Source organism: Legionella clemsonensis (assembly GCF_002240035.1).
Lineage (GTDB): Bacteria > Pseudomonadota > Gammaproteobacteria > Legionellales > Legionellaceae > Tatlockia > Tatlockia clemsonensis.
Genome location: NZ_CP016397.1, coordinates 2,646,220 through 2,672,240, shown reverse-complemented (window position 1 = coordinate 2,672,240; position 26,021 = coordinate 2,646,220). Strand labels below are relative to the sequence as shown.

Sequence of the window (26,021 nt, the reverse complement as noted above, 5' to 3'; positions counted from 1 at the left end):
GATGCCAAAACGGTATGTCATTATTCCTAATCTTGCTTTGTACTTACAAAAAGGTGGTGTCCGCTATATTGCAGAGGAGCTGCAAAAGGCAGTTATTTTTGAAGATCTAACCCTTTACGACTCTTGGGAAGATGCCAAACATCCTAAAAAACATGCCTCTAAACATCGTTTTCCTTTCTCAGGAATTGTTGAAATAGAGGTAGAGGATGAATCTCAGTTGAAAGGGCCAGAATTGCAAAAATTTTGTGAAAGTGTTCTGGTATTGCCTTCGGAGGAAGAAAGAGAACAAAGACTTGCAACCCTGGTCAAGACAATCTATGTTAAAGGGTTTTTTCTACCATTTAATCAATTAAATATGCAACATAGAGAAGCTTCACAAGTGGCTTCTTTTAATTTTGGTCCAAATGACGAGGACAAATTACTGCTAAATCAACCTCCTTTGCTCTATTTAAATAATATACCCAGGGATCTTCTTTTTTTGCTGGTTATTGATCACCAGTTTTTTCTTAATTTTGAAAATTGGCGTCAATACAATGCCAGAGAACCAAAAGGCAAAGGATGCGTGCATGATTTGTTTCAGGGAGTGGCGCTACTGGGAGATTTTTTAACAACCTATGCAGAAACAAAAGCCATCACTTTACAGGACATCAAATCCTTACATCGTGTGCTTAGTGACAGTGTTTATTTTAATTCGCAAGACGACAGAAGAGGAGTGTTTAGAGAAAATTATAATGCCTTCCCGTTAAATGCGGATGCGGTGACTGTAGCCGGGATAAAGGAATTACTTCAGCGAATCCAAGCTGATAATGAAGCCAAGGGCTTTAGAATAGGGTATTTTAACCGTAGTAATATTATTGCAGATTTCTGTATGCACCTGTCCTGGTTAATAAGAGAGGAAATGCTTGAGAAGAAATCTTTGATTAATGAGCAATTTACTCCTGATCTGTTGCCACAACTAAAGCGCCTGGAAAGGAAAGTAATCGACCAAATCATCCAAAATAAAAATTCTATTCCTGCAAAAGATATAGAGGGAATTATCAATACCTTTTTAGAAGATTTTGTTCCACATGAGAAAGTGAGGAAAACTAATTTCTGGGTCAATATGTCCTATTACTATGGCGATTTGGTGCGTGCCTTTACAAGAGTTTCTCCTAAAGAAGAATTTTACTATGATCTTTTTCATTCCAGAGCCCATGCTTTGGCAAGTGCAGGTGAAGTAGAGTCAACAACGGTCAATATTCATGACTATAAAGATCTGGAATTAGAAGCTTTGGCAAAAAAAATTTTTCAACTCATCCAAGAAGGTAAAGAGATTTATTTATTTACCCCTAAACGAGAACTGGCTGAAAAATGGGCAGATGAAGCGATCGCTCATTTTAATATCACTATACAAAAGGCAAATGGAGCAAACGAAATCATTGAGATTACTGATACTTTGGTCCACGAGTTAGAAATATTACACCTCTTTCATGATGTCAATTGTCGTACCAATTACTTATTAATGAATTTTTTATTGCTTGCGCATTCTATTAAATGGGCAACTGAATTTAATCCAAATCGTTTGGATGCGTATAGCAGTAGAGAGCGTATCTTACAGCATAAAGAAGCTATTTTTCGCACCGACTATATTATTGCAAATCAGCTACAATTTTTTAAAGATAATGCGAATATGGATCATACTTATCAATGCATGAGAATAGGTATACAAGTATTGGACTATTCAGAAATTGATTTAAGTTCAATGGCACCTGATACTCAATATCAAGAAATTTCTCAACCTTTAGTTGATGTATTGCGTTCATTTGAAGAGAACTTTAAAAAAACCCTCCTCACGAAGATTAAGAAATACGATGTACAGCCAGCGCAGTTAAATTCTAATCTTTTTTCAGTACCTAAAGCGTATATTGAATTTGCAAAAGCATTAAAACAATTTCAAACAGATTATAATGTCCGTCATTTTTTTACCACAGTCGCTTCTTTAAACGAAATACCAGAAATTGCTGAGGATATTCAATCACTACGTGTTTTAACTGGGTTTAACAAGGATTCAGTAAAGACCATGGGGATGAGTCTTAATAAAGTAAGCTGATAACCTAGGTTTAAATTTCATGGGAGTAACTAGGCGTTGAGTGTGCACTTCAGTGCATAAGCTAAGATAAGCATCAGGTTTTTAAGTTATTATGGATTGCTATTTAAAAAATTTTTGATTATCTGAAGTTGCAATTCTGTACTCAACAGACCGTCAATTACTAAAGTGGCATGTTGTTTAAGCGCCTCATCAAAAAACAAAGGCCTTGAATGGTTTAAATAAAAATTAATCTCTTCAAGAAGATTTTCTTTGGTTTTTAATTTATCTGCAAAATCCCTTAAAACGCGGCGGCATTAATAAAATATCAAGCGGTACTTCAATATGCACCCATGTATCAATATATGCGCCTGTCTGTTTATGAAGTCTACCTAAAGGTGCATCAAAAATTATGTATTTTGTGGGTTGGAGGGAAGTGTTTAGTACAGGATGAATAATCTCTCTTTTTGATTTCAGGCTTTCCAAAACCATTTGAAGACTTTCTCTGTGAAATTCACTGTAATTACAACCCTTATGGTGCCACTCGATATAATCTTCAGGTTCTAAAGAAATCTCATCAAAGTCATCCCATGAAATAAGTGTTGCTTTTAAATCCTGGGATAATGCCTTTGCCAAAGTTGATTTTCCAGCGCCTGTTTTGCCACTAATGCCAATAATATGGGGAGTCATAATAATATTTCCATCACAGTGACCGGATAGCCTTGAAATCTAGCAAGCACGAAAAACTATCCCATGTTCCAGTCGACGGGTTCAAACACAGGGCTTTATCTAAAAGGACAAAGCCCCCAATTTCATTATTAACCCTTATTAAAAAAGCGTCCTCATCGGGAGTTTCAAAATAATGCGTTAAAATCAATCCATTCGAATGCACCCAACGGTAAATTCAAAATCCCTTGACTTTATTGGTCGGAGTGACAGGAATTGAACCTGCGACCCCTGCCTCCCGAAGGCAGTGCTCTACCAGGCTGAGCTACACTCCGATGGATGACTTAGGTAATACAACAATATCTTCTTTACATGAGTATATTAACGGCTACATACCTTAAGTTAATGATCACGCTTAACTGCAAACTGTGCAAGTTCTTCAAGGGCTTCTTTATAGATGGATGCAGGCAGGCACTGCAAGGCAGACAGCGCTTTATCCACTTCGAGCTCAGCATAACTACGTGTAAATTCTATTGCTTTGGTTTCTTTAATCGCTGCTACTATTTCGGTTAAGTTTTGCAAACTACCTTCTTGAATACTTCTTTTAATCAATTTTTTTTGAGAAGCTGTCCCATGTTTCAGAGCATGAAGTAACGGTAAGGTGGCTTTACCATCGGCCAAATCATCGCCAATGTTTTTTCCAATGGTTGCAGCATCAGAGCAATAGTCCAAAGCATCGTCAATGAGCTGAAAAGCGTTTCCCAAGTGCAGCCCATAGTCGTACAAGGCTTGTGCTTTTACTTCACCTACTTGACTCAGGTGAGCACCAATTGCTGCAGAGGCGGCAAATAATAAGGCCGTTTTGGCGCGAATGACATCAAGATATTCTTCAACAGTGAGCTCAACGTTATGTCGATTTACCAGTTGCTTTACTTCACCACAACTTATTTCATGGGAAGTATTGGCCAGCAAACGTAGTATTGCAAAATTATTAACATTCACCATCAGTTGTACGGATTGGGTGAATAAATAGTCACCGACTAATATACTCGCCTTGCTGCCCCAGATTTCATTGGCGGTTTCCCGACCACGACGTAAAGTTGATTCATCGACCACATCATCATGTAATAAAGTGGCTGTATGGAAAAATTCCACCATCGCAGCAAGTGCAATATGGTCATTGCCCTGATATCCGCATGCGTGGCTTGCTAAAATCACTAACAAAGGACGTAAGCGCTTGCCACCGCTTTGCACAATATGATGTGCTAAATCATCAATTAACCCAATTTGAGATTGAATTTTATCAATTATCAAAGCATTGACTGCTTCAAAATCTGCATTAACTAATTCACGTAAACGGGCAACCGTCATTACTTATCCTCTAAGATAGAATTCATGCATGCTAAGGGGGGCACAGAATAATGTCAAGCTATGGAGAACGGGGAGGGATTAAACGCAATTTCAAAGTTGTATTCTCACTAATTCTCGACACACCCTGGGCTTGATTGGGATGCAGGCTCTTGAAGATCTTCAATCCGTTCAAGCTGTGAGCCAAGAAACCGCGTTTAAATCGCCGCTAGAGAAAAACACTCACCTACTTGAGTTTCCTTCGCTCCTGTCTTTACTAAACATTAAAGCGAAAATGCATGACATCCCCATCACACACGATATAGTCTTTTCCTTCAAGCCGCAGTTTTCCTGCTTCTTTTGCACCTTGTTCACCACGGTGGGTAATAAATGCGTCGTAAGCTATTACTTCTGCACGGATAAAGCCTTTTTCAAAGTCGGTATGAATCACACCGGCTGCTTGGGGAGCAGTTGCTCCTTTGGGAATAGTCCAGGCACGAACTTCCTTAACACCCGCTGTAAAATAAGTTTGTAAACCTAATAAATCATAGCCTGCGCGAATAACGCGATTTAATCCTGGTTCCTCTAAGCCTAAGTCTGTCATGAATTCTTTACGATCAATGTCATCCAACTCCATTAGCTCAGCTTCTGTAGCGGCACACAAAGCAACAACTTTTGCCTTTTCTTCGATAGCAAGCTTGGTTACTTTCTCTAGAAGAGGATTGTTTTCATAACCATTATCATCGACATTGGCAATATAAAGTACGGGTTTAGCGGTTAGTAAGAACAAACGACGAGCGATGATTTCTTCTTCCTGACTTAAATTGAGGGTGCGAACAGGTTTTCCTGCATCGAGATGCTGCTTAATTTTTTCAAGAGTTTGTTTTTCAAAAAGTGCTTCTTTATTGCCACTTTTACTATTCTTTATGGTTTTCAACAATGCTTTATCAACTGTTTCCATGTCAGCCAAAGCTAATTCTGTATTAATCACCTCGATGTCGTTAATTGGATCCACCTTGCCTTCAACATGAACAATATCTGTGCTTTCAAAGCAACGAACAACATGAGCAATCGCATCGGTTTCACGAATATTTGCTAAAAACTGATTTCCTAGACCCTCTCCGCTCGAAGCGCCTTTAACCAAACCAGCAATATCAACAAATTGCATCGTTGCAGGAATCATTTGTTGCGGCTTTACAATTTCAGCCAAGGCATCAAGTCTTGGATCTGGAACAGTGACAATACCCACATTGGGTTCAATGGTGCAGAAGGGGTAATTGGACGCTTCAATACCTGCTTTGGTTAATGCATTGAATAATGTCGATTTACCCACATTAGGCAAGCCAACAATGCCACACTTAAATCCCATGTTTTTTACCTCGTTTGTAATTCCAAAAGGGCAGTAGAGTTACTATCCGCTAAATTAGCCGTTGATTATATTCATCGCCGCAGCAATAGGAGCTGTTAAAACGGTTGGCATCACAGCAATGCCTCTTTCTATTGCATCAAATATTAGTTGTCTATCTTCTTGAGAAGGTTTACCCAAAACATAATTCAATACCCTATCTTTATGTCCAGGATGACCGATACCTATTCTTAAACGGTGAAAATTAGTGTCTCCTAAATGAGTAATAATATCGCGTAATCCATTATGGCCACCGTGACCCCCTCCTGTTTTTATTTTGATGCGGCCTGCGGGTAAATCGAGTTCATCATGAGCTACCAGAATTTCATGGCTTTCGATACGATAAAATTGGCACACTTCTCTGACGGGCAAGCCACTATGATTCATAAAAGTCAGTGGCAATATTGTTTTACAGGGAGAACCCTTAATTTCAAAATTAGCTAATTCACAATGTAATTTTTTTTCTAGTTTAAATGAAGCGCTGTAATGACGGGTTAATGCTTCAACAAACCATCCACCGGCATTGTGTCTTGTATGCTCATAGGCAGAACCTGGATTGCGTAGCCCAATGATAAGTTTAATTGCCATGATGGTAGTATAACAGAAAGTAATAAGTAATAACGGCACTTAAATAAGGCGGGATTTCCCCGCCCTAACGATTACTCAGCTTGTTCCGGACCTTCTTCGGCAGCAGGAGTTGCTACGGAAGGTGCTTCTTCTTCAACTGCGCTGACTTTAGGTGCATGAATACTAACCACTGGTAAATTATGGCTTTCATCAAGAGCGGTAGCCAATTGAACACCTGTGGGAAGCTTCAAATCAGACAAGTGAATGACATCGTTCAAACCCACATTGGTCATATCAATTTCAATAAATTCCGGTAAGTCTTTCGCTTTACAACGCACTTCAACCTGAGTCATTGTATGGGTGATGATTCCACCAGCTCTCACACCTTTAGAATCTTGCTCATTAGTAAAATGAATAGGAACATTTTTTACCAGAACATCTTTGGCAGAAACTCGCTGCAAATCCATATGCAAAATAACAGGCTTGTAAGGGTGACGTTGTAAATCTTTCAGAATGACATGTTCAACTTTACCATCAACCTTTAAATCAAAAATGCTGGAATAAATACTTTCATTTTCCAAGGCTTTAATAACTTTATTATGCAATAAATGGATTGCCTTGGGCGCTTTTTCGCCACCATAAATAACGGCAGGTACTTTATTTTCGAGACGACGTAGGCGGCGGCTCGCACCTTTCCCTATATCTTCTCTTGATTCTGCTTCTAAAACAATTGTTGACATCTTAAGTCTCCGTAATTAATAAGACCCTTGTTTAGCCCGCGACCAGGATAAACACCTATAATGCAGGGAAGGGTGGCATAGTATATAATATAGTTTGCTCGGGGACAAATCAGTTTTCAGCCAGGGTAGGGCAAAATCATAATTCTGCTCATAAGGAATTGTTGCAAGCAAACTCGATCAGCGGTTTTGGCGCTAGCAAGAAAACAGGGCTCTATTTACTATTATTGGGCGATTAATTGCATTATACTAAGTATAATTAAAAATCAACTTGAAGTCCTTGCGGTTATCCCCTAGAATATGCGACTTTATTGAATTTGTGAAAGCCGTTTAGGCGTTGGAGAATAGCTATGTATGCTGTAATTAAGACGGGCGGTAAGCAATATCGCGTCAAAGAAGGTGACATTCTTAAACTGGAATTGCTGCCTGCTGATGTCGGTAACGAAGTAAATTTCTCTGAAGTTCTTATGATTGCTGACGGTGATAAATTTACTTGTGGTTCACCACTGGTTAAAAATGCTGTTGTAAAGGCTGAAGTTCTCGGTCATGCTCGGCACAAAAAAATTAAAATTATTAAATTCCGTCGTCGTAAGCATCATATGAAACAGATGGGGCATAGACAATATTATACGCAGGTAAAAATTACTGCAATTAGTAAGTAATAAGGGGAGAAGAAATGGCTCATAAGAAAGCAGGTGGTAGTACTCGTAACGGCCGCGACTCGAATCCCAAGTATCTTGGTGTTAAGCGTTATGGTGGTCAGATGGTAAATGCGGGTGAAATTCTTGTACGTCAACGTGGAACGCGTTTTCATGCTGGTGAAGGTGTTGGTTGTGGACGTGATCATACGCTCTATGCTTTAGCTGCAGGGATTGTCCAATTTTCTGTTAAGGGTGCGAAAAATCGCAAGTATGTTAGTATCGAAGCTGTTCAAGAATAAATACAATACTATTTAATTTGCTACGCTCAAGCTTAAAAATTCAAGACATTTTAAAAAAGATGTCTCAAGCGGTGGATAAGAATCATTTATTTTTATAAACTGTCTGTTCTTATCCAATCCAAATACCTTCGCCGTCACGTGAAGTTATCGCCAGTAATGGAAACAGTTTTCATTTTTGATTTTTCGCTTGGAGCAGAGCCTGAATAGTAATAGCCCCGCTTTTGGGGTTTTTTTTTAGGTGATTGAATCATGAAATTCGTCGATGAAGCAGTGATTAAAGTAGAAGCTGGCAACGGCGGCCATGGTTGTTTAAGCTTCAGGCGTGAAAAATATGTTCCTCGTGGAGGCCCAGATGGTGGTGATGGGGGTGATGGGGGAAGCATTTTTCTTGAAGCCAGTTCCGAATTAAACACCCTCGTTGATTTTCGCTATCAGCGCCACTATAAAGCCTCAAATGGTCAGCCTGGTATGGGTGGAAATTGTACAGGTAAAAAGGGCGAAGATCTAATTATCGCGGTGCCAGTTGGCACGATGGTGTTTGATGTCGATACAGGGGAGCTGCTAGGAGATATCAATCAACCTGGAGAGCGTTTGCTGGTTGCCCACGGTGGTTTTCATGGTCTAGGAAATACTCGTTTCAAGAGCAGTACCAATCGTGCTCCCAGACAAACTACGCCTGGAACACCAGGAGAGTCACGGCATTTACGGTTGGAATTGCGTGTATTGGCTGATGTAGGTTTACTTGGTTTGCCAAATGCTGGAAAGTCTACATTAATTAGAGCTGTGTCCAGTGCCAAACCTAAAGTAGCCGATTATCCTTTTACTACCTTGCATCCTTCTCTGGGAGTCGTAGGAGTTTCTTCACATAAAAGCTTTGTTATGGCTGACATTCCTGGGCTTATAGAGGGTGCTGCTGAGGGAGCTGGTCTGGGTCATCGTTTCTTAAAACATTTGTCTCGCACATGCGTGTTGCTGCATGTTATTGATATTGCCCCTCTTGATGAAAGCAATCCGGTGGATTCGGCGAAGGCAATTATTAAAGAACTTGCTGAATATGATTCTGAGCTTCTAAATAAGCCTCGGTGGTTAGTCCTTAATAAAATTGATTTAATTCCTGATGAGGTCGAGCGCAAAAAAACCGTACAAACTATTGTCGAGGGATTGCAGTGGAAGGATAAAGTATTTTGTATTTCTGCTATCCGTGGTGAAGGCACTCAACAATTAGCGCATGCTTTAATGCAATTGATCGATGAGATGAGAGAGGCGGAAGCATAACCATTCTGCAGCAAGGTGCACAACCAATGGACTGCGGTGTGGTAATTCATGCACCTCAGTACCATGTTGTGTACCATTACTATAGTCGATGTATATTGCTGTTTTTCCAGTCAACGGTTTTTGATGCCAATATTCCTCCAACCCCCGTAAATGGAAGCGTATAGAAATATCTGCATTACAGTTATTAAACTGTAATAAATTATAATTTTCTGGTCGCTGAACAAGCGTTTGTAAAAATCCGCCAGTGACTTCATCAATAATTGAAACTGGCGTGTTTAATTGCAGTATTTGCTCTATGAATCGTTCAGATGCCTTTTTATCAGTGGTTGCAATGAGATAGGGTGCTACAAGAGAATTGATACGTTCTTTAATTTGTCCAGCAATGGCTTCTTTACAGCGTACTTTAAACTCCACATAAGGCGTTTCAAGACGATAGCCCGTTTGGCAATCAAATTCGGCTAAGGCGTTATCAAGCTTTTCAGCAATCAGACCTTCCGCAACACCAAAAAGACGCCATTTAAGAAGACATTTATTACTGTGCTCCCTTTTTTGTAGAAGCGGAAAAACATAGTTATCAAACATTGGTAAGCATTCCCGAGGAGGACCCGGCAAAAGAATAAAGAGTTTTTGCTGAGCTTGATAGGTGCATCCTAATGCTGTGCCGTGATCATTAGGAAGTAAATTGGCACCGGGCGGAAAAAGAGCCTGTTGCCGATTACCTGCATTTAATCGCCTGCTGTAAAGACACAAGCGGTTTTCTATATGGGTAATCGCCTCGGGAAATTCAATAAGGTTTTTCTTAAGAAAACGTTGTAGAGCAAAGCGTGTGCGATCATCTGAAGTAGGACCAAGGCCACCAGTAATAATAATGACATCGTGAGTTTTTGCTAAAAAGGCTATAGAATCGTGAATCTCAAACTCTTTGTCGCTGCAAGCAATCTGCAAACCTAAGGATAAACCCTCTGAACTCAGCGCATGGGCGAAGTAATGACTATTCGTATTTAAAATGTCCCCGTGGATAATTTCATCGCCAGTAGCGAGTATGGCTATCGTCATTTTGGTGTTCCAATTCTATAAAATTAAGGCGTTTCACGTGGAGTTGATTGGGATAAAATTGTATCCCCCATAAACTTACAGCCGGATCATCATCTAATAAAAAACGACCATCTGCAATGAGTAATGGCAAAGGATTAGCGCGAATAACATAGCCATCGCAAAACCAATTAAAAACCATCCAATCTCTTAATAACGAAGGAGAGGTTCTTATATACTCAGGAATATCTTCTGCACGAGCCAGAGGATAGTTAGCAACGATAGCCATATTACTCTTTCCTAATACTGGAAGAGCAAGGTCGAAGGCAAAAAATCGATCCCTAGAAAGTCCTATACCTCGCCAATGTGTAGAACTCATCATCTTGGGAAATAGACGCAGCCTTTGTAAAGATAAATGATTAGACTTCACGAAGGTTTGCATGAGCTGCAAACCACGGTGATGTTGGTATGCATTAAACAACAATACCAAAATAGCAAAGATTAAACCATAAAGAACGCCTTTAACATTCGCATTCACTATTGTCCAAACAAGTCCAAGAATTAAGGGAAAAGTAAACCATGGATCAATAATGGAAATTAAATCCCAGCTCACACGGGTATTGGAAAAAGGCCAATAAAGTACGGTTCCATAGTTGGTAAACGCATCAAGTAGACCATGAGTACCATAGCCAATAAAAGCAGCTAGGAAAGTGAGTAAAAAGTGCTTCCGAAACCGTTTAAAAAGCATCAGAACTAGAGAAACAAAGAGTGCTCCTAAAGGAATAAATAATAAAGAATGGGTGAATTGCCGGTGATAAATAAAAAATAAGAGAGGGTCGCTGGAAGAGTGGATGACTATGTCAAGATCAGCTGCCATGCCAGCCAAGCCGCCGACAATCCAGGCATGCTTGTCTTTTTTAAATAAAACTGCCTGAGCACAAACTGCTCCCAAAGCACCTTGGGTAATGGGATCCACATTATACCCGATGAACAGTGACCTGTGGCGGCGGAGCCTCTATACCTTCACGATCAAATTGCTGTTTAATAATTTCCTGCAGCAAGTTTCTTGTTTGCGCTAAATCAGCAGTATTTACCCAAACCATAAATTTAAGCTCTACAGCTGAGTTGGCAAAATTATCGATGGTTACATTAGGAGCCGGATCTCTTAGGACCTTATCACAATGGTCGGCAATAGTTAATAACATTGATTTTACTTGTGTTATGTCACAGTCATAAGCCACAGCAATAATTAAATCAATGCGGCGAGTTAAAAAATAACTCAAATTAGTAATCTCTGATTTAATCAGCGCTTCATTAGGAATCCGCACCAACTTGTTGTCAGGTGTTTTTAATTTGGTTGATAATAAGTCAATGGAATCAACAACTCCAGTTATTCCTTTTACTTCAACAGTATCCCCTACCTTGAAAGGGTGTTCAAAAAGTAGAAAAACTCCACTCACCAAATTGGAAATGGCTGTTTGTGAAGCGAAACTGATAGCAACCGTAAATATACCGGCAGCCCCTAATAAGACGCTTAATTGAAATCCAAGATGCTGTAAGCTCGCGACAAAAAATAGAGTAAATATCAAATAAAAAATGAAGCGTCTTGCCAATAGCGTATGGTGCCGAGTAAAGCGTTTGCTCATAGCTCGCTCGGTAACAACAGCGATTCGCTTTGCTACTAAATAGCCTATGAAGAATATACTGAGTGCGTAAATAATGTTTAATAATTTATCAGGATCAAATAAATGCATCATTTATCTTCCGGTATTTTTATGAAGCAGTATACCGCTAACCAATCATTTTGCGAATAATTCTTCTTATTAATTAGCAATGATTCCCGCCTTAAAATTCAGTGCTACCGCTATCTATGGAAATAGGTGGGATTGCCTGATTAATGAGTATTGTCTGGGGAAGCGTCGCCAGAAAAGGTATGGGTGGTTTTTACTGGCGTTAAGGGAGGCTCTTTTCTAAATAGAGTATTTAAAAAATAATTTGTGCTCAAGAACCCTGATGGGGAAATATCTAAGTTCTGAGGTGGTTTTTTTAGTGAACAATATGGAAAAATAAAATTCTCCATGAAGGAGTGATGAATAGTTACAAACAGGGTCAAATGTTCCTTTAGATTAAAGAACAAATTACTTAGCGCATAATTATTTATAGTTTCGCCATTGTCAGAAAAATTAATTTCTTGAGCTATACGGATAGTAATAACCACATGAAAGCAAGAGGTTAAAACATTTTTAACCTCTTGCCATAAAGAATCCAAAGGTAGATTTAATTTTTCCAACTCCTTCTCATTAAACACTGGGGTACCGTTGGTATTTAACATAAATAAATGGTGCAAATAAATGGCTTCTGGACAGCGGGGTAAACGCAGTGGATATATCTGGTAAGGTAACTTTTTTTTAGGGTTTTTTGTATAAGTGAGTTCAACTTGTTGAAGAAGTTTAGCGAGAAAATCATTAAATTTCAGACTTATTTTCGCTAAATCTATCGTATCAGCGGCAAGAATAGTGGCTTCACTTTTTGTTAATGCTTCCAACCAAACTTCCATCTGCTCGGTAAAAGAAAAATCATCATTGATGCGTAAGGTTAATTTATCAAAGCTTAATGAGCGATAGCGTTTACCTTCATTTGCAGGGACAAGATCATGAAGTGCGCTAATTTTTTTTAAGCGTAAATTGAAAATTTCAACAAGATCCTGGCAAAACTGTTGCCCAACTTGATGAGAACCTAGAGTGGCTTGGTTAAAAGAAGCTATCCCTAAATACTTTGCCAGTTTTTCCCTGGCATTATCGCCAATAAGATCTGCGGGAATTTTTGCTAATACGGTTGCAATAATATCTTCCATTAAGTCATTCTCCAGTTTCCGCTGAAATTCTTTTGCATTTTCAGCAATTGCTGGAAAAAGACCCACAATTTTTTTGTAGTTTAAGAAATAACCTTTGGTTAAAGCAGTAAGATTAAACCATCCCTGGTATTCTACAGGATGTAAAATATTAGTATTGTTTTCTTTGCAACCAAAATTACGAAAAGCTGCACCTAAATCAATGCGGGCAAATTGAGTCACTTTTTCATCAGAATCCAGACACACTACATTGCCACTATGAACGCTGTAATCACCTATGAGAAGGGAAATCATAAGGATTAGGGAAAGACCAACATAATTTTCTATTTCTGTTAGGAATACATAGTAATCAGGACCAAAGAAGATTTCCATTAATGCGTGACGATCGGAGCCTTCTTTATTGCCAGTGCCAATGATTTTATAGAGTTCTTTAAAGGATACTCTCGGCTGTATTAAAGCATAGGTGCCATCCTCAAGACGAATATAATTTGCACAAATAAAAGAAGCATGATAGTGCTTTGTGATAAGGCCGCGTCGTTTAAATTCCTCAATTAAAAGACCTGCAAATAACTCCGCAAAAAGTTCATTAATATTGGCAGGTTTTTTGACAAAGAATTCATTTCCTTCTGAATCACTATAAAAACCATCTATCTCGTCTTTATTTTTCCCTCCCGTCTTTTCTTTAAATTTAATCAGCTCTTTATCGTTATAAATTAACATGGAAGTCCTGAAGGCTGTTTTCCATGGGACTATTGTTAACCTGTAGTGATTAATAAAGCAACATTTTATCAAGTTCTATCTGAATGTATTAGACGCAACAAAATCTGAAATATAGAGGATACTTATTTTTTAGTTGCGAATATTGTACAATGTGTCGAAAAAATATATTTTCGTTATGCTTGGAGCAGATAGTTGGGTGCTTTATGTTCTTAGATGATTTGCTTTTGCCTTCTTCATAACAGGTGGAGTGGTATGTTTAATATGACTGTTGATAAGTCAGATGAATTTTACTTGGCCATTGCCAAAGATGTAGAAGGCCATAGTTTTCTCTTTGCTGGTGTACAAAGTAATGGTAAGAATCATTTATTAGCTCGTGTAGGGAAAGGAAGAGCTAACCATGATAGGGTTTGTCAATTTATTTTTAAGTTTGCTTTTTCCTCCCTTAAGGGGGAGCTATTTGATGAAGGAATTTCCAGAAGAAAGGGCAGACGTCATGCAATAAATTATGTGGCCTACACCATAAACTATCAACAATATTTGGATTTCATTAGTTTACTCCAGCAAATTCAAGGAAAGAAAATTCAAAAATCCTATGAATGTTTTAAGCCTGTAGAAGAAAATGGCACGCAAGTGACCTTAACGTATACTGATGAGACTACAGTATTGACCCGTCCAATTGTTCCCAAGCCTGCTGCTGATGAAATAATAGAACAGATGGAGACTCTACATTGTACGAATACTTGTCGACATTCAGCACTCTCGTTAGTCAATTATGTGCTTGATGACAAACAGGCAACGCAAAATGTTTCCAAACAATTTTTTAATGATTTACCGTACCAGACGACTTTAGTCGCTGATGATGGGGATGAGTTTGAAAAAGTTATCAGAGAAAAAAAAGTGGTGCATCAGTTTGTACGCCCTACTCCCGAGATACCTTTTTATATTCTACCAGCCCCACCCTCCTCATTTAAAAATTTGGCTCCTTTAAAGTTAAAGGTAATGACAGAGCTATATCAGCAATTAGAAAAGATGCTACATATCGCGCCTGAGTCACAAGAAACAGCCTATAAATTTTCTCTGTTAAAAAATCTTTACAATGAAAAAATGGGACTGAATGAGGAGTCATTGAGTGATTTTATAGCGAGTGTGGGTGAGTGGAGAAACAGGTATCGCCAAGAATTAAAAACACTGAGAAAAACTTATTTTTTTGATCGATATTGCACACGCCAAACGGCTACTGAAAAGATGTTTTCTCGCTTTGACGAATATTTTGCAAAGACAGAACCAAAACCCTAAAAATACTCAAAGTTACCATTAGAGACTAAACTAAAATATAGGAAGAAATGTCTTGTATTTTGGAGGTGCATGGATGAAGAATGCTGTTGTTATACTGCTTTGTCTACTTTTTCCTTTTTTAACCTTTGCTAATACTAAAAATTTTGATTTTGGTAGTCCTGTCTTTGACGCAGATTCTTTCATTCCCGAAAAGTATACCTGTGAAGGAGCCAATCTATCTCCGGCATTCTATTGGGGAAATCCGCCTGCTAATACAAAATCTTTCGTAATAATCATAGATGATCTTGAAACGGGAAATGATCCTTGGGTGCACTGGGTTTTATTTAATATCCCGGCGAATATAAGAAATCTTACCGAGGGTGAAATTCCTCATGGGGCTGTCAACGGTAAAAACAGTTGGGGACTGGTTGGCTATAAAGGACCTTGCCCACCCTCAGGAACCAGCCATCGCTATCTTTTTAAACTTTATGCTTTGGACATTATGCTGCCTTTAACCAGTTCAGCAACCAAAGAAGAAGTAGTCAAGGCGATGGAATATCATGTTGTAGGTATGAGTGAGTTTGCAGGAAATTTTAGTAGAGAATAATTCCATTTTAATAAAAAATATTTGAGTTTTTATATTTTATTTCTTCTCTTATTCTTCATTCAAAATGATATTTATCTTGCATTTTTTTTATATTATTAAATTAATTTAGATAAATTTAATTTAAAAATAAGCTATTAATTTTGTGAAAAATAAGTAATGGACAAATGAAAAATTTTATAACAATATAGGTAAAAAATTTTGTAATAATCTTTAAAAAGGTAATAAAAATGAAAAAATCAACTGTGTTTTTGACTGCGACTATTGTCTCGCTATTTACATTAATTGGGCTGGCAAGTGCGAGCAGTGTAAAACACCAAGATGTTACTATTGGCTCTCCTATGCAAAAACAAATTTTATTTTATGTCAATGAATATCGTGCAAAAAAAGGATTAAAGGCCCTTAAAATGAATCCTTTAATGTCTAAAGAGGCGGAGATCCACAGTCGTGAAATGGCTATGCACAAAATTGGCTTTGGTCATAAGGATTTTAATAAGCGTATCAAGCGATTATTTACAGAAATTCAATATTGTCGAAGCGGTGCTGAAAATGTGGCTTACAATTATAAAGACGCACAAGATGTGGTCAAAAACTGGGTAACCAGTCCTGGTCATCGGCGCAATATCTTAGGCAATTATAATTTAACTGGGATTGGACTTGCCCGTGACAGTCGGGGAAAAATTTATTTCACACAAATTTTCCTGCGTACGGATAATCCTGCTTATATAGGCTAATGGCAATTGCAAATTTGTCAGGGAGGACATAATGGCACTCGATGATTTGAGAAAAAGCAAAAAGTCACAGAATATTCCTCTCATGCTTTATGGAACAGCATGGAAAGAGCAGACTACTGCCAGACTCACCTGTCAAGCACTTGAGGCTGGCTTTGAGGGAATTGATACAGCAAATCAACGCAAACATTATTTTGAGGAAGGAGTAGGGCAAGGCATCCAGGCATTTTTAAAAACTACAGATAAAACCAGGGATGATTTGTTTTTGCAAACGAAATTTACTTTTGCACCAGCTCAGGATGAGCGAAAACCCTTTCATGAAAATGATCCCATTGAAAAACAAGTGCTACAGTCTTTCGCCAGCTCATTGGAGCATTTACAAACTGATTATATTGATTCTTACATTCTCCATGGCCCTTATTTTACTTCAGGACTCTGCTCAGCAGACTGGGAAGCCTGGACTGCGATGGAAGATTTAAGGCAGGCGGGAAAAATTAATTTTTTAGGCATTTCAAATGTGAGTTTGTCTCAATTGCAATTGCTCTGTCAAAAAGCAATGGTTAAACCCAGATTCGTACAAAATCGTTGTTTTGCCAGTCGACAGTGGGACAAAGCAATAAGAGAATTTTGTACAAAGCAGGGGATTATTTATCAAGGATTCTCTTTATTAACAGCAAACTCTCAATATCTACTGACTCCTTTTATGCAGTCTTTGGCAAAAAAATACCGTAAAACAATTCCGCAAATTATTTTTCGCTTTGCTTTGCAAAAAAAGATATTGCCATTAACAGGCACTACCAATCAGCAACATATGCGAGAGGATTTAGAGAGTGCTCAACTTAAGCTGGAAGCTTTTGAGCTTGAGCAAATAGAAACGATTGCTCAGAGATAACATAGCCGATAAAGCTATAATTAAAAAATAAGGAGGTGCCAAATGAATAAAAAAGAGCAGAGTTATAATCCACAAAAATCTGGTCAGACACTGGGGCGCAATGAGCAGCAAAAGATGGGACAAAATCAAGCTCATCCTGATTCGCAGAGAAAAAACTCCAGTAAAATAGGACGTAAGCCAGGTAATCCAACGTGATTATTTACGTTATTTTGATATCAGTTAACTACTGATGGCTACGCTGCTGTATATATTCTGTTAAAGCAATTAAATTATTGGCTTTGTCGCCCAAAGGAGCAAGTGCCTCTCTGGCTTGTTGAAAATAATTATGAATGAGTGCCAATAATGCCGTTTTATCATAAAGTGTGGCAAAAGTTATTTTGTTATTGGCAGCATCTGAAGCTCGTCCTTTGCCTAATTGATTAGTTTCAGTGTAATGATCGAGGTAATCATCCTGCATTTGAAATACGAGACCCAACTGTGTTGCAAAATCACGTAAGGCATCAGTCGTGGTTATAGAGGCTTGACTGGCAGCCAGTACCATATTAAAACAGGCAGAAATTAATTTTCCTGTTTTAAGTGAATGAATAAAACATAATCTTGATTCGGCGATTGTCCTGCTAGATAATTCAGACAGATCAAGGGATTGACCGCTGACCATACCAGAAAAACCGCTGGCTTTCACCAATTCATGGGTAATATTCTTAACTTGTAATGGGGTTAAATATTGTGGCAAATGCGTGAGTAAAATATCCACTGCCAGGGCTTGTAGTCCATCGCCAACCAAAATAGCAGTTGCTTCATCAAATGCTCTATGGCAACTGGGTTTACCCCGTCTGAAATCGTCATTATCCATGGCGGGTAAATCATCATGTATTAATGAGTAACAGTGGATCAGTTCAATCGCCGTTGCTATGATATCAAGCGTCGCTTGTTGAACGTCTGTTACTTCTCCACATAAGTAAACTAACAGTGGTCTTAAGCGTTTTCCTCCGGAGAAAAGGCTATAAAGAGTGGCTTCTTTAAGTCGTGGTGCGGGGATATCTGCTTGCGAAACTATCTGATTAAAAATGATTTCATAATGTGTTAAATACTTATCAATTGCTTGGTTAATCATTAGCTACATCACTGACTTTTGCATCGGATAGGGCAAGCAATTCAATTTTTTGTTCTGCCTGATTTAAAACTTCCTGGCATTTACGCGCTAGAGTAATGCCTTTTTCAAATTGCTTCAGTGAATCCTCCAGGGACAACTCCCCCTTTTCAAGCTGCATTACAATTTCTTCAAGTTCAGCCATGGATTTTTCAAAATGAATAGGTTTGCTCATGGAATCATTGCCTGAATAACAAATCACTCTATTATACTGCTTCAAGCTCACCTTTTAAACTATTATTGCCTGAGGTTAAGGAATTGCCTTCATAGCTTCCCCGCCAATGATTTATAGTTGCATAGTTTCTGAATTCAGGCAGAATCCTTGGAATTTATTTGAGTAGCAATGAAGATGAAAACAAAAACGCAATTTATTTGTAATCAATGTGCGGCCCTATTCTCACAATGGGCAGGGCAGTGTACCCAATGCGGTGCATGGAATTCAGTAAGTGAGGAAGGGATGCCTCTTTCTAGCGGCCGTAGTGCCCGTTTAGGACACTATGCGAATCAACGTTCTACTATTACCTCGGTGGAGGATGTTGTTCTCGATAAAGAAGTGCGGATGGATTGCGGTTTATCAGAGTTAAATCGTGTTTTGGGAGGAGGGTTGGTCGATGGTTCTGTTGTTTTGATTGGAGGCGATCCCGGCATTGGAAAATCCACTTTATTGTTACAAACCTTGGCTAATCTTTCCCAGAATCAGAAGGTGCTTTATGTAACGGGTGAAGAATCTCTCCAGCAAGTTGCCATGCGTGCCAAGCGCTTACAGCTGCCTATGACTGGCTTACGCTTACTCGCTGAAACACAGGTAGAAAGTATTGTGGCACATGCTCAAAAAGAAAAGCCGCGAGTCATGGTTATCGATTCAGTACAAACTATCTTTACAGAAACATTAAGCGCTGCGCCAGGCGGAGTAGGGCAGGTGCGAGAATCGGCAGCTCAATTGGTCCGATTTGCCAAGACAACACAAACAGCGGTTTTTATTGTGGGTCATGTGACTAAAGAAGGTGCATTGGCAGGTCCCCGTGTTTTAGAGCATATGGTGGATAGTGTGTTATATTTTGAAGGTCAAAGTGACAGTCGCTTTCGCGTTATTCGTGCCATTAAAAATCGGTTTGGTGCTGTGAATGAATTGGGTGTCTTTGCCATGACTGATCGAGGTCTAAAGGAAGTCGCTAACCCGTCTGCTATTTTTTTATCGCGTCAACCAGAACCCACTCCTGGGAGTGCAGTCATGGTAACTTGGGAAGGTTCAAGACCAATGCTTGTTGAAGTACAAGCCTTGGTAGATGAAGCACATGGTCAGCAAGCCAAACGCATTACTGCAGGGCTTGAACATAACCGTCTAACTATCCTGCTAGCCGTGTTACATCGACATGGCGGTATTGCCACTTTTGATCAAGACGTTTTTATTAATGTGGTTGGAGGCGTTAAAGTGACTGAAACAGGCAGTGATTTAGCTTTATTAGCCGCGGTTATCTCCAGCCTGCGTAATCACGTATTTGATCGTGAAACTATTATTTTTGGCGAGGTCGGTTTGGCTGGTGAGATTAGACCGGTGCAAAGTGGGCAGGAGCGACTACGTGAAGCAGCAAAGCATGGCTTCAAACGGGCTATTGTTCCTTTTGCCAATGCCCCCAAACAAAATAGGGTGATGGAAATTCAGCCGGTAAAGCATTTACAGGAGGTCTTGGCAAAACTTTAAGAAAAGTTAGGCCAAAGGCATGGATACTTTCTTATGGTGAAAATATTTACAAAGTTGCAATGATTATTAACAGCTTCTATTAAGACTTTATTAAGTAAATTCTGATAAAATATTGCGCAAATATAGCTTTTAATCATCTTCTATGCCAGCAGAAAGCGCTAAAAAACTGTTAGTTAAGTATAACCAGAGACAATATCAAGAGTTTTTAACTGATGAGGCGACAGTACTATATTTACCCGCAGTTTCTGCTGTGCCTTGGATAGGGGCTGCAGACAGGGATAGGGTTGATGTATATGAGAAAGCACCTTATAAATTTGGTGAGCATCAAGTTAATTTTATAAGCAAAAATGGCGAGCCTTATTCATTTCAATGGCAAACAAATGCCCAACGATTAAAACAGGCTGTGCGTTGGGGAATTGTGCGCACTGAATCGATAACAGGTAAAGTTATTGCTGCTCTTGGCAATTATCGTATTACTGCGCACGAACGTGTTGCCAAAGGAATGATAAGTAACACGCAACGATTAAAACTTCAGCTTCTAGATCACTATCAACAGCGTTTTGAAGCCTTGCAGGAATTAGAATCTTTAGTGAATAAAGAGAATTCATTGGCAACTTATAGCGCAGCAATTGAAGGATATATACAACAGTTAGTGACAATCCGTAGTAAGCTTGAAGGGGAGTTTTCTGACACGCAATTATTAGCCCTTACTCCTGAGGCAATCAGGCAGTTACATCAGGATATTGCTGAAGATATTGCCAAGGCAGAGTGCTATTTAAGGGCGATGACGGAAAAGGTTTTAAATAATCCACAAGCCTTACGGGACTATAATCGGGCACGAGGTGAAAATTCAATTTTACATTTTATTAAACAACAGATGTCCGATAACCTGTATCAAATGCAAGGAATTAATCAAGACATCAGCTACAGCAAAAAAAGACATTTTGCACTGACACGTGGTAGTTTAAATGATTGTATTGAGGATGCTCGAAGGGAAATTGAGGAGCATAAAGCCGATCCAAGAAATGCCATTACAGCTGAGCATCATGGATTGTATACCAGTGAAAATGGTAGTGTTACTTATGATTTTGGTCGAGACAATTTAACTCCTGCGCGCCAGCGACAAGTATTGTTGGGGATAAGTTTTATCGAGGGTTGGGATACTGTGGATGATGAGTCCGAGAAACCAATCGTTAAAAATCAATTTGGGAGCGAGCCTTTAAGTGTGATTGCTGCTACCAATTGGCAACTCCATCGTAATTTTGGGAGTGCTATTAAAAGTGCTGCTTTTTTTGTTGTTAACATTTTTAAAGGCATGTTGACCTATACTCATCCCTGGGAAGAAGAGGCTTGGGAAAACCAACAATTTCATCTCATTGCTAAAATTTTACGAGAAAAAGCAAGTCTTAATGAACCCTTATTGCTAAAGCCCATAAAATTTATTAAAGCCCTCATGTATGCGTTAAAGGATTGCTTCAGAGGAATTCGCAATTTAGGGACCGATCTCTTTCATATTCCTGAATTGATTTTCGATGATTGGAAGGCAAGCAAACCTCTAAAAGATTTTGATACTGTAATTAAAGACGCAGAGAAAAGCCTCGCTTGGATTAATGAAAAAGAAGCCGAACGATTGCAGTATATTTTAGGCTCTTTTTCTTCGCTTAAAAATGATGCTAAACCCGTCAGTTTGCTTGCCAAAACAGACTATCCTCTTACAGCCGGCGAGCAAAACGATATTTTAACTGCTATGGTTCGTGGCTTCGATGGATTTGTCTCCGTTTTTACTCATAACATTTATGCCAAAGATCCTGTAGCCGGTCTTATATTTACTACAGCTTATGCTGCTGGCGCGGCAGTAATTTTTTATCCTGCTTTAAGTTCTGTGGTTTTTGGTACGGGTTATGTTAATTGGTTAACCAATTTTTCCTACAGTATGGGCTCAGGCAAATTAGCTGCTGCTTTAGCAGGTGGATCCACTCAGGCTCAAGTATTTGCTACCGGGTGGGATACGGCAATTCATGGACCTAATGGCGCAGGAGTCACGGTAGCAATGCAAATTGCTGAAGACCCGTTAACTTATGGTTCCTATTTCGCGCTGGCTTATGGTTTAGGTTATGTGTTAGTAAATGGTATCAATGGACATAAAATCCCTGTTTTAAGTGATATCTTACACGAAGATTTAGGTTCTACGCCTGAAGCAAGTTATCCTTTTATCGGCGGAAAATTTGCACTCGCAGGTTATGAATTGTTTCATCGGGATTCCAAAGAAGAGCTGCATCCTGTCCACATTAAATTTAATGGGACTGAACATAAGGATTATCCGAAATATCTTATCAAAAGCAACGAACAGGTTATTACTCGATTTCTTTTTGCACGCTGGTTAGCAATACATGCAGAAACGCTGCCTAAATTAGAATCAACTATTTTATTTGAGATAGAAAGACATCTGGATAGGCTCTTCTCCGCAGAGGACGCAGCCTCACTTAAGAAAATTTTATATCCTGAAAAAGAACCGACCATTGCATTTCAATTATTTTCTATCCCATTGACTTATATTCCCGCAATTTGTCGTTTTTGCTTTGCTTTTATATTGAGTCCATTGGCATGGTACATGGGTAATCCAGAACCGGCACAACCTATTAAAAGAGCCTCAAGCGATTTATATGCAAAAATAAGCAAAGATTTAAATCGTCTTCTTATTGCTGGCAGTCAGTTAATGTATGGGTGCTTTAAAGTGTTGGCAAGTCCAATTAAAGCATTAGCATTTACTACAAACATGCTAATTAGTCGAATTGCTGCTTTGGCAGATTGGTTGCCTGCCCACTCTATACATCAATACTTTGCTCGCATCCATTCTTTTTTTAACAATCTTGGCGAATGGATGTATCCAGCCAGAGCAACAAAGAGTGTTATTTTTGCGCATCCAGTTCACACGATTAAAGCGGTCGAACACTCTTATAAGCGAATGTTGGAACAACTTGAAACAACTCCGCTAACTTCTGACCTTACCTTTCAGCAAGAAAAGCTACCCGCCCCTTTGTCATTAAACTCTCCAATTCCTGAGCCACCTCCTAGCGAAACAACAAACTCGCTGGTAGCGTCAATTTGATTTAATTTTGCGCAAAAAATACTGCTCATTTAAAAAAGTTAGAAAAAATTTAAATTTTAATTCGCAAAATTTAAATTTATCAGCTAGGCTGACATAGTGCAACGCAACATAAATGGAGATAATAATGAATCAGGACTATTTTAAAAGTTGGGCTGCCTTAGTGACTGAAATGCATAAACCATTTCAAGCGATGATGGAGCTAAATCTTAAAACGCTTAAGAATTTAAATTACATCAAACCAGAAGATGCTTCCGTTTGGCAACAACCTCACAGGCTTATTGATCGTCATATGAAACTTGCGATGGAAAATAGCCATCAAATGCTTGAGTACATGCGACAATCTTTTCAAATTTTTGACAATGCATTTGCTATGGTGTCAAAAGAAATGCGAAGAAATGCTGAGCTTGCAGTTGAAAGCGCTAAATCCGCTAAAACTATTCCGATAGAATTTGAGACTTCAACTGCCAAAAAATCATCAAAATCTAAAAAGGCATCAGCATCGTCCCATAAAATGACTTCTGCCAAGAGAACGACGACTGCAAAAAAAGCAACTGCTTCTCCTAAAAAGGCGGCGCCTAAATCAGCTAAATCCTCTACTGAAAAAGGGAGAACAGCACCTAAAAAGAGTGCTAGCAGTGCAACCAAAGCCAAAATTGCTAAAAAACCTGCTTCTAGTACCAGTAAAGTCACCAAAGCTGTTACCAGAGCAAATAATCCACCAATGGCTAGTGCAGCTAATAAAATGAGTAGTTCATCAACACAGGGTTCTGCAGCGAATAGAATAACCCCGCACAGTAATGTAGCTGCACCAGCAGCAAGAATGTCAACACCGGCTAACAAAATAACCATGCCGCCTCAGAGCAAACCGGTAATGACAGGTAGTAGCAAACCGATGATGTCAAACAATCCGAATCCAGCAACAATGTTTAGGCATAATGAAAAAATGCCCGAGCCTAAAAAATAGAGTGCCGGCATAGGAAGTCATCATTGGGAAATGACGTCTACCTCCATTATCTAAAGCAATCCAGTATGAATGTGAATGCTATAATCGAACTGGATTGCTTGGTTACAGTTCAAATGGTTCTAGAGTATTTAAGACACGAGTTCTAATAGTATTCGCCACGTTCACGTAATCGTCTTTTTCAGGAATATCCAGGGTCTGTCTGCTATACTGATAATGCCTTCACGTTTTTATTAGCAATTTTAGACAATAGGGAAATCAGGAAGGAGCTATTATGAAAAGATTTCATTATTATCATCTCTTATTCCTATGTGCGTTTTCCTTATTTCCTCTTAAAGGATTAACAGTAACCTATGTCGTTCATCCTAGTTATCCAATCAGTGAAATCAGCGAGTGGACAGAACAAACCTTAATGATAACGCTTACTGCCGGTTTTCATGATGATGCTTCAGAAGCGGCCAATGTCCGCCGCCATTATCTACCAACGGCCTGGAGACCTATGGAGGCTTTTTTTCGTGATAAAGTCCATTATATTAATGAGCAGCATATTGTTCTTCACCCACAACCTGTTGTTCCTTCAGTAGTGACGGTTCAAAATTGTGAGGGGACTAGCTGTTGGCGTGTTCATCAAGCGTTCCTTATTCCTGAATTACGAAACAGGATAGATTTTAATGTCCTTGTTGTTACGGCTCATCCTGCGCATGGCTCTCCGTTTCTTATCCAAAGTTTGGACATTGCGCTGAGTGATTATTAGTCATAGACGTTATTCGTATAAAATTTTTCCATATTGATGCGGTTTTAATGTTTTCTTAATTTTAAGAAGATAAACTGGGGTTATCTGAAACAGAAATTGAGAAGATCATGAAAGTTGCTTTTGTTGATATTGATGGATGTCTGATTACCGGGGGAAAACTTAATTTAGCTTTAGTTGAGAGATTAAAGAGCTATGATGAAGTAATATTGTTTACTCAACGGAGTAAATTTCTGCAAAGATCGCAAATAACTCGCGCCTATTTCTTATCGGATGAACCTCTTGCAGATGACGCAATCATAAATACTTGTGACGTTGTGCATGCATTATCGACAAAATTAAGAAAGCCTGTAAAAGTTTCCACTTCAGTAGACAGTTTTTTTGGTATGCCTACTGAGTATTATGAAAGGGTGCTGGCAAGCTATGAAACACGATTAAAGAATGAAATTAGAGCAAAGGGTGATGCCTACGATGCTAAAACCTTTATCGATGAATGTAATGAAGAAACTAATGCAGTAAGAAGAGCATGTAATATTGAAGATGAGCGAGTAGAAGCAGCAAAATTTTATCCTCAAGGAAAAGTGGAGCAGTATCAAGAACTGTCTGCCCACCTACCTGAGTTGTTCAATACCTTGGAAGAAATTGAAGTGGACTATTTTGACGATAGCCTTGACAACCTTGAGGAGGTATTGGCAAAGAAGGAAGAGTATTCTATAAAGCCAAATTGTATGTTAGTTTCTCAGTTCTACATTGATTCCGTTGAAAACTTCAAAAGAGACTTTGGTAATGATGCAAATCCCCGTGAGAGAGAAATTAAGAAACAGTTAGAACATGCTGCTTCTCCAGTCGCCTTGAATTTAATAGTCAATAGAATTGATAATCATATTAAACTGTTAACTAACTCAAAATACAATATTTTCTTAAGCAGTCCTGAAGCAAAAATAAAAGCATTGGAAATATTAAAAACTGATCTGCAAAACGCCTTGGATTCTGGAGAAGAGGTAAGCGTTGCTAATGCTCTTAAAAATTGGCAAGATTCTTTGAGATTTAAAGATACCTATCAAAATAAAACCGTATCAGTAGCGCAGGTACTTTCTCAACACCGAAATATTTTTCGCTCAGAATTTCGAGAGACTGATACAAGCACCCAAAAGTTTATAAAAGAATTGCAAAAAGATTTTGGCCATGTTTCATTCAATCCAGCTGCTGAAGCCTCAAAAAGGGCTACGATAAATTAAAGA

General features: G+C 38.8%; 25 protein-coding genes and 1 tRNA gene. 14 read left to right on the top strand and 12 right to left on the bottom strand.

Features of this window, described 5'->3' with window-relative positions; all coding sequences use genetic code 11:
* Position 1: 1 nt before the first annotated feature.
* A complete protein-coding gene (locus clem_RS11735) occupies positions 2-2,089 on the top strand; it encodes a hypothetical protein (protein ID WP_094091731.1) in 2,088 nt (695 codons plus the stop codon).
* 261 nt (positions 2,090-2,350) lie between these two features.
* On the opposite strand, the gene clem_RS11730 is transcribed toward clem_RS11735, so the two are convergent.
* The 6 genes from clem_RS11730 to clem_RS11705 all read right to left on the bottom strand — a co-directional run bounded on the left by clem_RS11730 (position 2,351) and on the right by clem_RS11705 (position 6,790).
* The gene (locus clem_RS11730; protein ID WP_232505466.1) at positions 2,351-2,755 is read right to left on the bottom strand and encodes an AAA family ATPase; all 405 of its coding nucleotides are present in this window, start codon (positions 2,753-2,755) and stop codon (positions 2,351-2,353) included.
* Positions 2,756-2,989: 234 nt separating this feature from the next.
* Positions 2,990-3,066, bottom strand: a tRNA-Pro gene (locus clem_RS11725).
* Between the two features lie 67 nt (positions 3,067-3,133).
* Complete coding sequence (locus clem_RS11720) at positions 3,134-4,102, bottom strand: polyprenyl synthetase family protein (protein ID WP_094091730.1); 969 nt, start codon at positions 4,100-4,102, stop codon at positions 3,134-3,136.
* A 253-nt stretch (positions 4,103-4,355) separates the two neighbouring features.
* Complete coding sequence (gene ychF / locus clem_RS11715; protein ID WP_094091729.1) at positions 4,356-5,447, bottom strand: redox-regulated ATPase YchF; 1,092 nt, start codon at positions 5,445-5,447, stop codon at positions 4,356-4,358.
* A gap of 54 nt (positions 5,448-5,501) precedes the next feature.
* Complete coding sequence (pth, locus tag clem_RS11710) at positions 5,502-6,071, bottom strand: aminoacyl-tRNA hydrolase (RefSeq protein WP_094092347.1); 570 nt, start codon at positions 6,069-6,071, stop codon at positions 5,502-5,504.
* 71 nt (positions 6,072-6,142) lie between these two features.
* Complete coding sequence (locus clem_RS11705) at positions 6,143-6,790, bottom strand: 50S ribosomal protein L25/general stress protein Ctc (RefSeq protein ID WP_094091728.1); 648 nt, start codon at positions 6,788-6,790, stop codon at positions 6,143-6,145.
* Positions 6,791-7,137: 347 nt separating this feature from the next.
* Between clem_RS11705 and rplU the strand changes: the two genes are divergently transcribed.
* From rplU to cgtA, 3 genes are all read left to right on the top strand, one after another.
* Positions 7,138-7,449 carry a 50S ribosomal protein L21 gene (rplU, locus tag clem_RS11700; protein ID WP_094091727.1) on the top strand — a complete coding sequence of 104 codons (312 nt, stop codon included), beginning with the start codon at positions 7,138-7,140 and terminating at the stop codon, positions 7,447-7,449.
* Positions 7,450-7,463: 14 nt separating this feature from the next.
* Entirely contained in the window at positions 7,464-7,727 is a 264-nt protein-coding gene (rpmA, locus tag clem_RS11695; RefSeq protein WP_094091726.1) for a 50S ribosomal protein L27, read from the top strand.
* A gap of 249 nt (positions 7,728-7,976) precedes the next feature.
* Positions 7,977-9,002, top strand: a complete 1,026-nt coding sequence (cgtA, locus tag clem_RS11690; protein ID WP_094091725.1) for an Obg family GTPase CgtA — start codon at positions 7,977-7,979, stop codon at positions 9,000-9,002.
* On the opposite strand, the gene clem_RS11685 is transcribed toward cgtA, so the two are convergent.
* From clem_RS11685 to clem_RS11670, 4 genes are all read right to left on the bottom strand, one after another.
* Positions 8,961-10,058: a competence/damage-inducible protein A gene (locus tag clem_RS11685; protein WP_094091724.1), complete on the bottom strand. Its 1,098-nt coding sequence runs from the start codon at positions 10,056-10,058 to the stop codon at positions 8,961-8,963. The two genes, cgtA and clem_RS11685, sit on opposite strands and share 42 nt — an antisense overlap.
* The gene (locus clem_RS11680) at positions 10,027-11,010 is read right to left on the bottom strand and encodes a metal-dependent hydrolase (protein WP_094091723.1); all 984 of its coding nucleotides are present in this window, start codon (positions 11,008-11,010) and stop codon (positions 10,027-10,029) included. The genes clem_RS11685 and clem_RS11680 overlap by 32 nt, the downstream gene beginning before the upstream one ends.
* Before the next feature lies 1 nt (position 11,011).
* Complete coding sequence (locus tag clem_RS11675) at positions 11,012-11,791, bottom strand: mechanosensitive ion channel family protein (protein WP_094091722.1); 780 nt, start codon at positions 11,789-11,791, stop codon at positions 11,012-11,014.
* A 137-nt stretch (positions 11,792-11,928) separates the two neighbouring features.
* Positions 11,929-13,605 (bottom strand): hypothetical protein, encoded by a 1,677-nt coding sequence (locus clem_RS11670; RefSeq protein WP_094091721.1) that lies wholly within the window; start codon positions 13,603-13,605, stop codon positions 11,929-11,931.
* Between the two features lie 252 nt (positions 13,606-13,857).
* Here clem_RS11670 and clem_RS11665 point away from each other — a divergent pair, with 252 nt between their 5' ends.
* The 5 genes from clem_RS11665 to clem_RS14885 all read left to right on the top strand — a co-directional run bounded on the left by clem_RS11665 (position 13,858) and on the right by clem_RS14885 (position 17,302).
* Positions 13,858-14,901 (top strand): hypothetical protein, encoded by a 1,044-nt coding sequence (locus clem_RS11665; RefSeq protein WP_094091720.1) that lies wholly within the window; start codon positions 13,858-13,860, stop codon positions 14,899-14,901.
* Between the two features lie 73 nt (positions 14,902-14,974).
* A complete protein-coding gene (locus clem_RS11660) occupies positions 14,975-15,487 on the top strand; it encodes a YbhB/YbcL family Raf kinase inhibitor-like protein (protein ID WP_094091719.1) in 513 nt (170 codons plus the stop codon).
* 227 nt (positions 15,488-15,714) lie between these two features.
* The gene (locus clem_RS11655; RefSeq protein WP_232505465.1) at positions 15,715-16,218 is read left to right on the top strand and encodes a CAP domain-containing protein; all 504 of its coding nucleotides are present in this window, start codon (positions 15,715-15,717) and stop codon (positions 16,216-16,218) included.
* A gap of 31 nt (positions 16,219-16,249) precedes the next feature.
* Entirely contained in the window at positions 16,250-17,107 is an 858-nt protein-coding gene (locus clem_RS11650) for an aldo/keto reductase family protein (RefSeq protein ID WP_094091718.1), read from the top strand.
* Positions 17,108-17,149: 42 nt separating this feature from the next.
* The gene (locus clem_RS14885; protein WP_157698240.1) at positions 17,150-17,302 is read left to right on the top strand and encodes a hypothetical protein; all 153 of its coding nucleotides are present in this window, start codon (positions 17,150-17,152) and stop codon (positions 17,300-17,302) included.
* A 28-nt stretch (positions 17,303-17,330) separates the two neighbouring features.
* Here the strand turns inward: clem_RS14885 and clem_RS11645 are convergent, their stop codons facing one another.
* Positions 17,331-18,221 carry a polyprenyl synthetase family protein gene (locus clem_RS11645; protein ID WP_094091717.1) on the bottom strand — a complete coding sequence of 297 codons (891 nt, stop codon included), beginning with the start codon at positions 18,219-18,221 and terminating at the stop codon, positions 17,331-17,333.
* Positions 18,214-18,432 (bottom strand): exodeoxyribonuclease VII small subunit, encoded by a 219-nt coding sequence (locus clem_RS11640; RefSeq protein WP_094092345.1) that lies wholly within the window; start codon positions 18,430-18,432, stop codon positions 18,214-18,216. Before clem_RS11640 ends, clem_RS11645 begins: the two co-directional genes overlap by 8 nt.
* Before the next feature lie 174 nt (positions 18,433-18,606).
* Between clem_RS11640 and radA the strand changes: the two genes are divergently transcribed.
* The 5 genes from radA to clem_RS11615 all read left to right on the top strand — a co-directional run bounded on the left by radA (position 18,607) and on the right by clem_RS11615 (position 26,018).
* On the top strand, positions 18,607-19,959 hold the full coding sequence (gene radA / locus clem_RS11635) for a DNA repair protein RadA (protein ID WP_094091716.1): 1,353 nt from the start codon (positions 18,607-18,609) through the stop codon (positions 19,957-19,959).
* Positions 19,960-20,101: 142 nt separating this feature from the next.
* Entirely contained in the window at positions 20,102-23,068 is a 2,967-nt protein-coding gene (locus clem_RS11630) for a hypothetical protein (protein ID WP_094091715.1), read from the top strand.
* A 124-nt stretch (positions 23,069-23,192) separates the two neighbouring features.
* Positions 23,193-24,032 (top strand): hypothetical protein, encoded by an 840-nt coding sequence (locus tag clem_RS11625; protein ID WP_094091714.1) that lies wholly within the window; start codon positions 23,193-23,195, stop codon positions 24,030-24,032.
* Between the two features lie 271 nt (positions 24,033-24,303).
* Positions 24,304-24,783: a hypothetical protein gene (locus clem_RS11620; protein ID WP_094091713.1), complete on the top strand. Its 480-nt coding sequence runs from the start codon at positions 24,304-24,306 to the stop codon at positions 24,781-24,783.
* Positions 24,784-24,890: 107 nt separating this feature from the next.
* Entirely contained in the window at positions 24,891-26,018 is a 1,128-nt protein-coding gene (locus clem_RS11615; protein WP_094091712.1) for a hypothetical protein, read from the top strand.
* Positions 26,019-26,021: the final 3 nt, after the last annotated feature.

Excerpts from the sequence above, each read along its gene's own strand:
- clem_RS11655 (WP_232505465.1), top strand. The coding sequence starts at position 15,715 with ATGAAAAAATCAACTGTGTTTTTGACTGCGACTATTGTCTCGCTATTT.
- radA (WP_094091716.1), top strand. The coding sequence starts at position 18,607 with ATGAAAACAAAAACGCAATTTATTTGTAATCAATGTGCGGCCCTATTC.
- clem_RS14885 (WP_157698240.1), top strand. The coding sequence starts at position 17,150 with ATGAATAAAAAAGAGCAGAGTTATAATCCACAAAAATCTGGTCAGACA.
- clem_RS11705 (WP_094091728.1), bottom strand. The coding sequence starts at position 6,790 with ATGTCAACAATTGTTTTAGAAGCAGAATCAAGAGAAGATATAGGGAAA.
- clem_RS11665 (WP_094091720.1), top strand. The coding sequence starts at position 13,858 with ATGTTTAATATGACTGTTGATAAGTCAGATGAATTTTACTTGGCCATT.
- pth (WP_094092347.1), bottom strand. The coding sequence starts at position 6,071 with ATGGCAATTAAACTTATCATTGGGCTACGCAATCCAGGTTCTGCCTAT.
- clem_RS11650 (WP_094091718.1), top strand. The coding sequence starts at position 16,250 with ATGGCACTCGATGATTTGAGAAAAAGCAAAAAGTCACAGAATATTCCT.
- ychF (WP_094091729.1), bottom strand. The coding sequence starts at position 5,447 with ATGGGATTTAAGTGTGGCATTGTTGGCTTGCCTAATGTGGGTAAATCG.
- clem_RS11730 (WP_232505466.1), bottom strand. The coding sequence starts at position 2,755 with ATGACTCCCCATATTATTGGCATTAGTGGCAAAACAGGCGCTGGAAAA.
- clem_RS11660 (WP_094091719.1), top strand. The coding sequence starts at position 14,975 with ATGAAGAATGCTGTTGTTATACTGCTTTGTCTACTTTTTCCTTTTTTA.
- clem_RS11620 (WP_094091713.1), top strand. The coding sequence starts at position 24,304 with ATGAAAAGATTTCATTATTATCATCTCTTATTCCTATGTGCGTTTTCC.
- clem_RS11675 (WP_094091722.1), bottom strand. The coding sequence starts at position 11,791 with ATGATGCATTTATTTGATCCTGATAAATTATTAAACATTATTTACGCA.
- clem_RS11645 (WP_094091717.1), bottom strand. The coding sequence starts at position 18,221 with ATGATTAACCAAGCAATTGATAAGTATTTAACACATTATGAAATCATT.
- clem_RS11640 (WP_094092345.1), bottom strand. The coding sequence starts at position 18,432 with ATGAGCAAACCTATTCATTTTGAAAAATCCATGGCTGAACTTGAAGAA.
- clem_RS11720 (WP_094091730.1), bottom strand. The coding sequence starts at position 4,102 with ATGACGGTTGCCCGTTTACGTGAATTAGTTAATGCAGATTTTGAAGCA.
- clem_RS11625 (WP_094091714.1), top strand. The coding sequence starts at position 23,193 with ATGAATCAGGACTATTTTAAAAGTTGGGCTGCCTTAGTGACTGAAATG.
- clem_RS11615 (WP_094091712.1), top strand. The coding sequence starts at position 24,891 with ATGAAAGTTGCTTTTGTTGATATTGATGGATGTCTGATTACCGGGGGA.
- clem_RS11735 (WP_094091731.1), top strand. The coding sequence starts at position 2 with ATGCCAAAACGGTATGTCATTATTCCTAATCTTGCTTTGTACTTACAA.
- rpmA (WP_094091726.1), top strand. The coding sequence starts at position 7,464 with ATGGCTCATAAGAAAGCAGGTGGTAGTACTCGTAACGGCCGCGACTCG.
- rplU (WP_094091727.1), top strand. The coding sequence starts at position 7,138 with ATGTATGCTGTAATTAAGACGGGCGGTAAGCAATATCGCGTCAAAGAA.
- cgtA (WP_094091725.1), top strand. The coding sequence starts at position 7,977 with ATGAAATTCGTCGATGAAGCAGTGATTAAAGTAGAAGCTGGCAACGGC.
- clem_RS11630 (WP_094091715.1), top strand. The coding sequence starts at position 20,102 with ATGCCAGCAGAAAGCGCTAAAAAACTGTTAGTTAAGTATAACCAGAGA.
- clem_RS11685 (WP_094091724.1), bottom strand. The coding sequence starts at position 10,058 with ATGACGATAGCCATACTCGCTACTGGCGATGAAATTATCCACGGGGAC.
- clem_RS11670 (WP_094091721.1), bottom strand. The coding sequence starts at position 13,605 with ATGTTAATTTATAACGATAAAGAGCTGATTAAATTTAAAGAAAAGACG.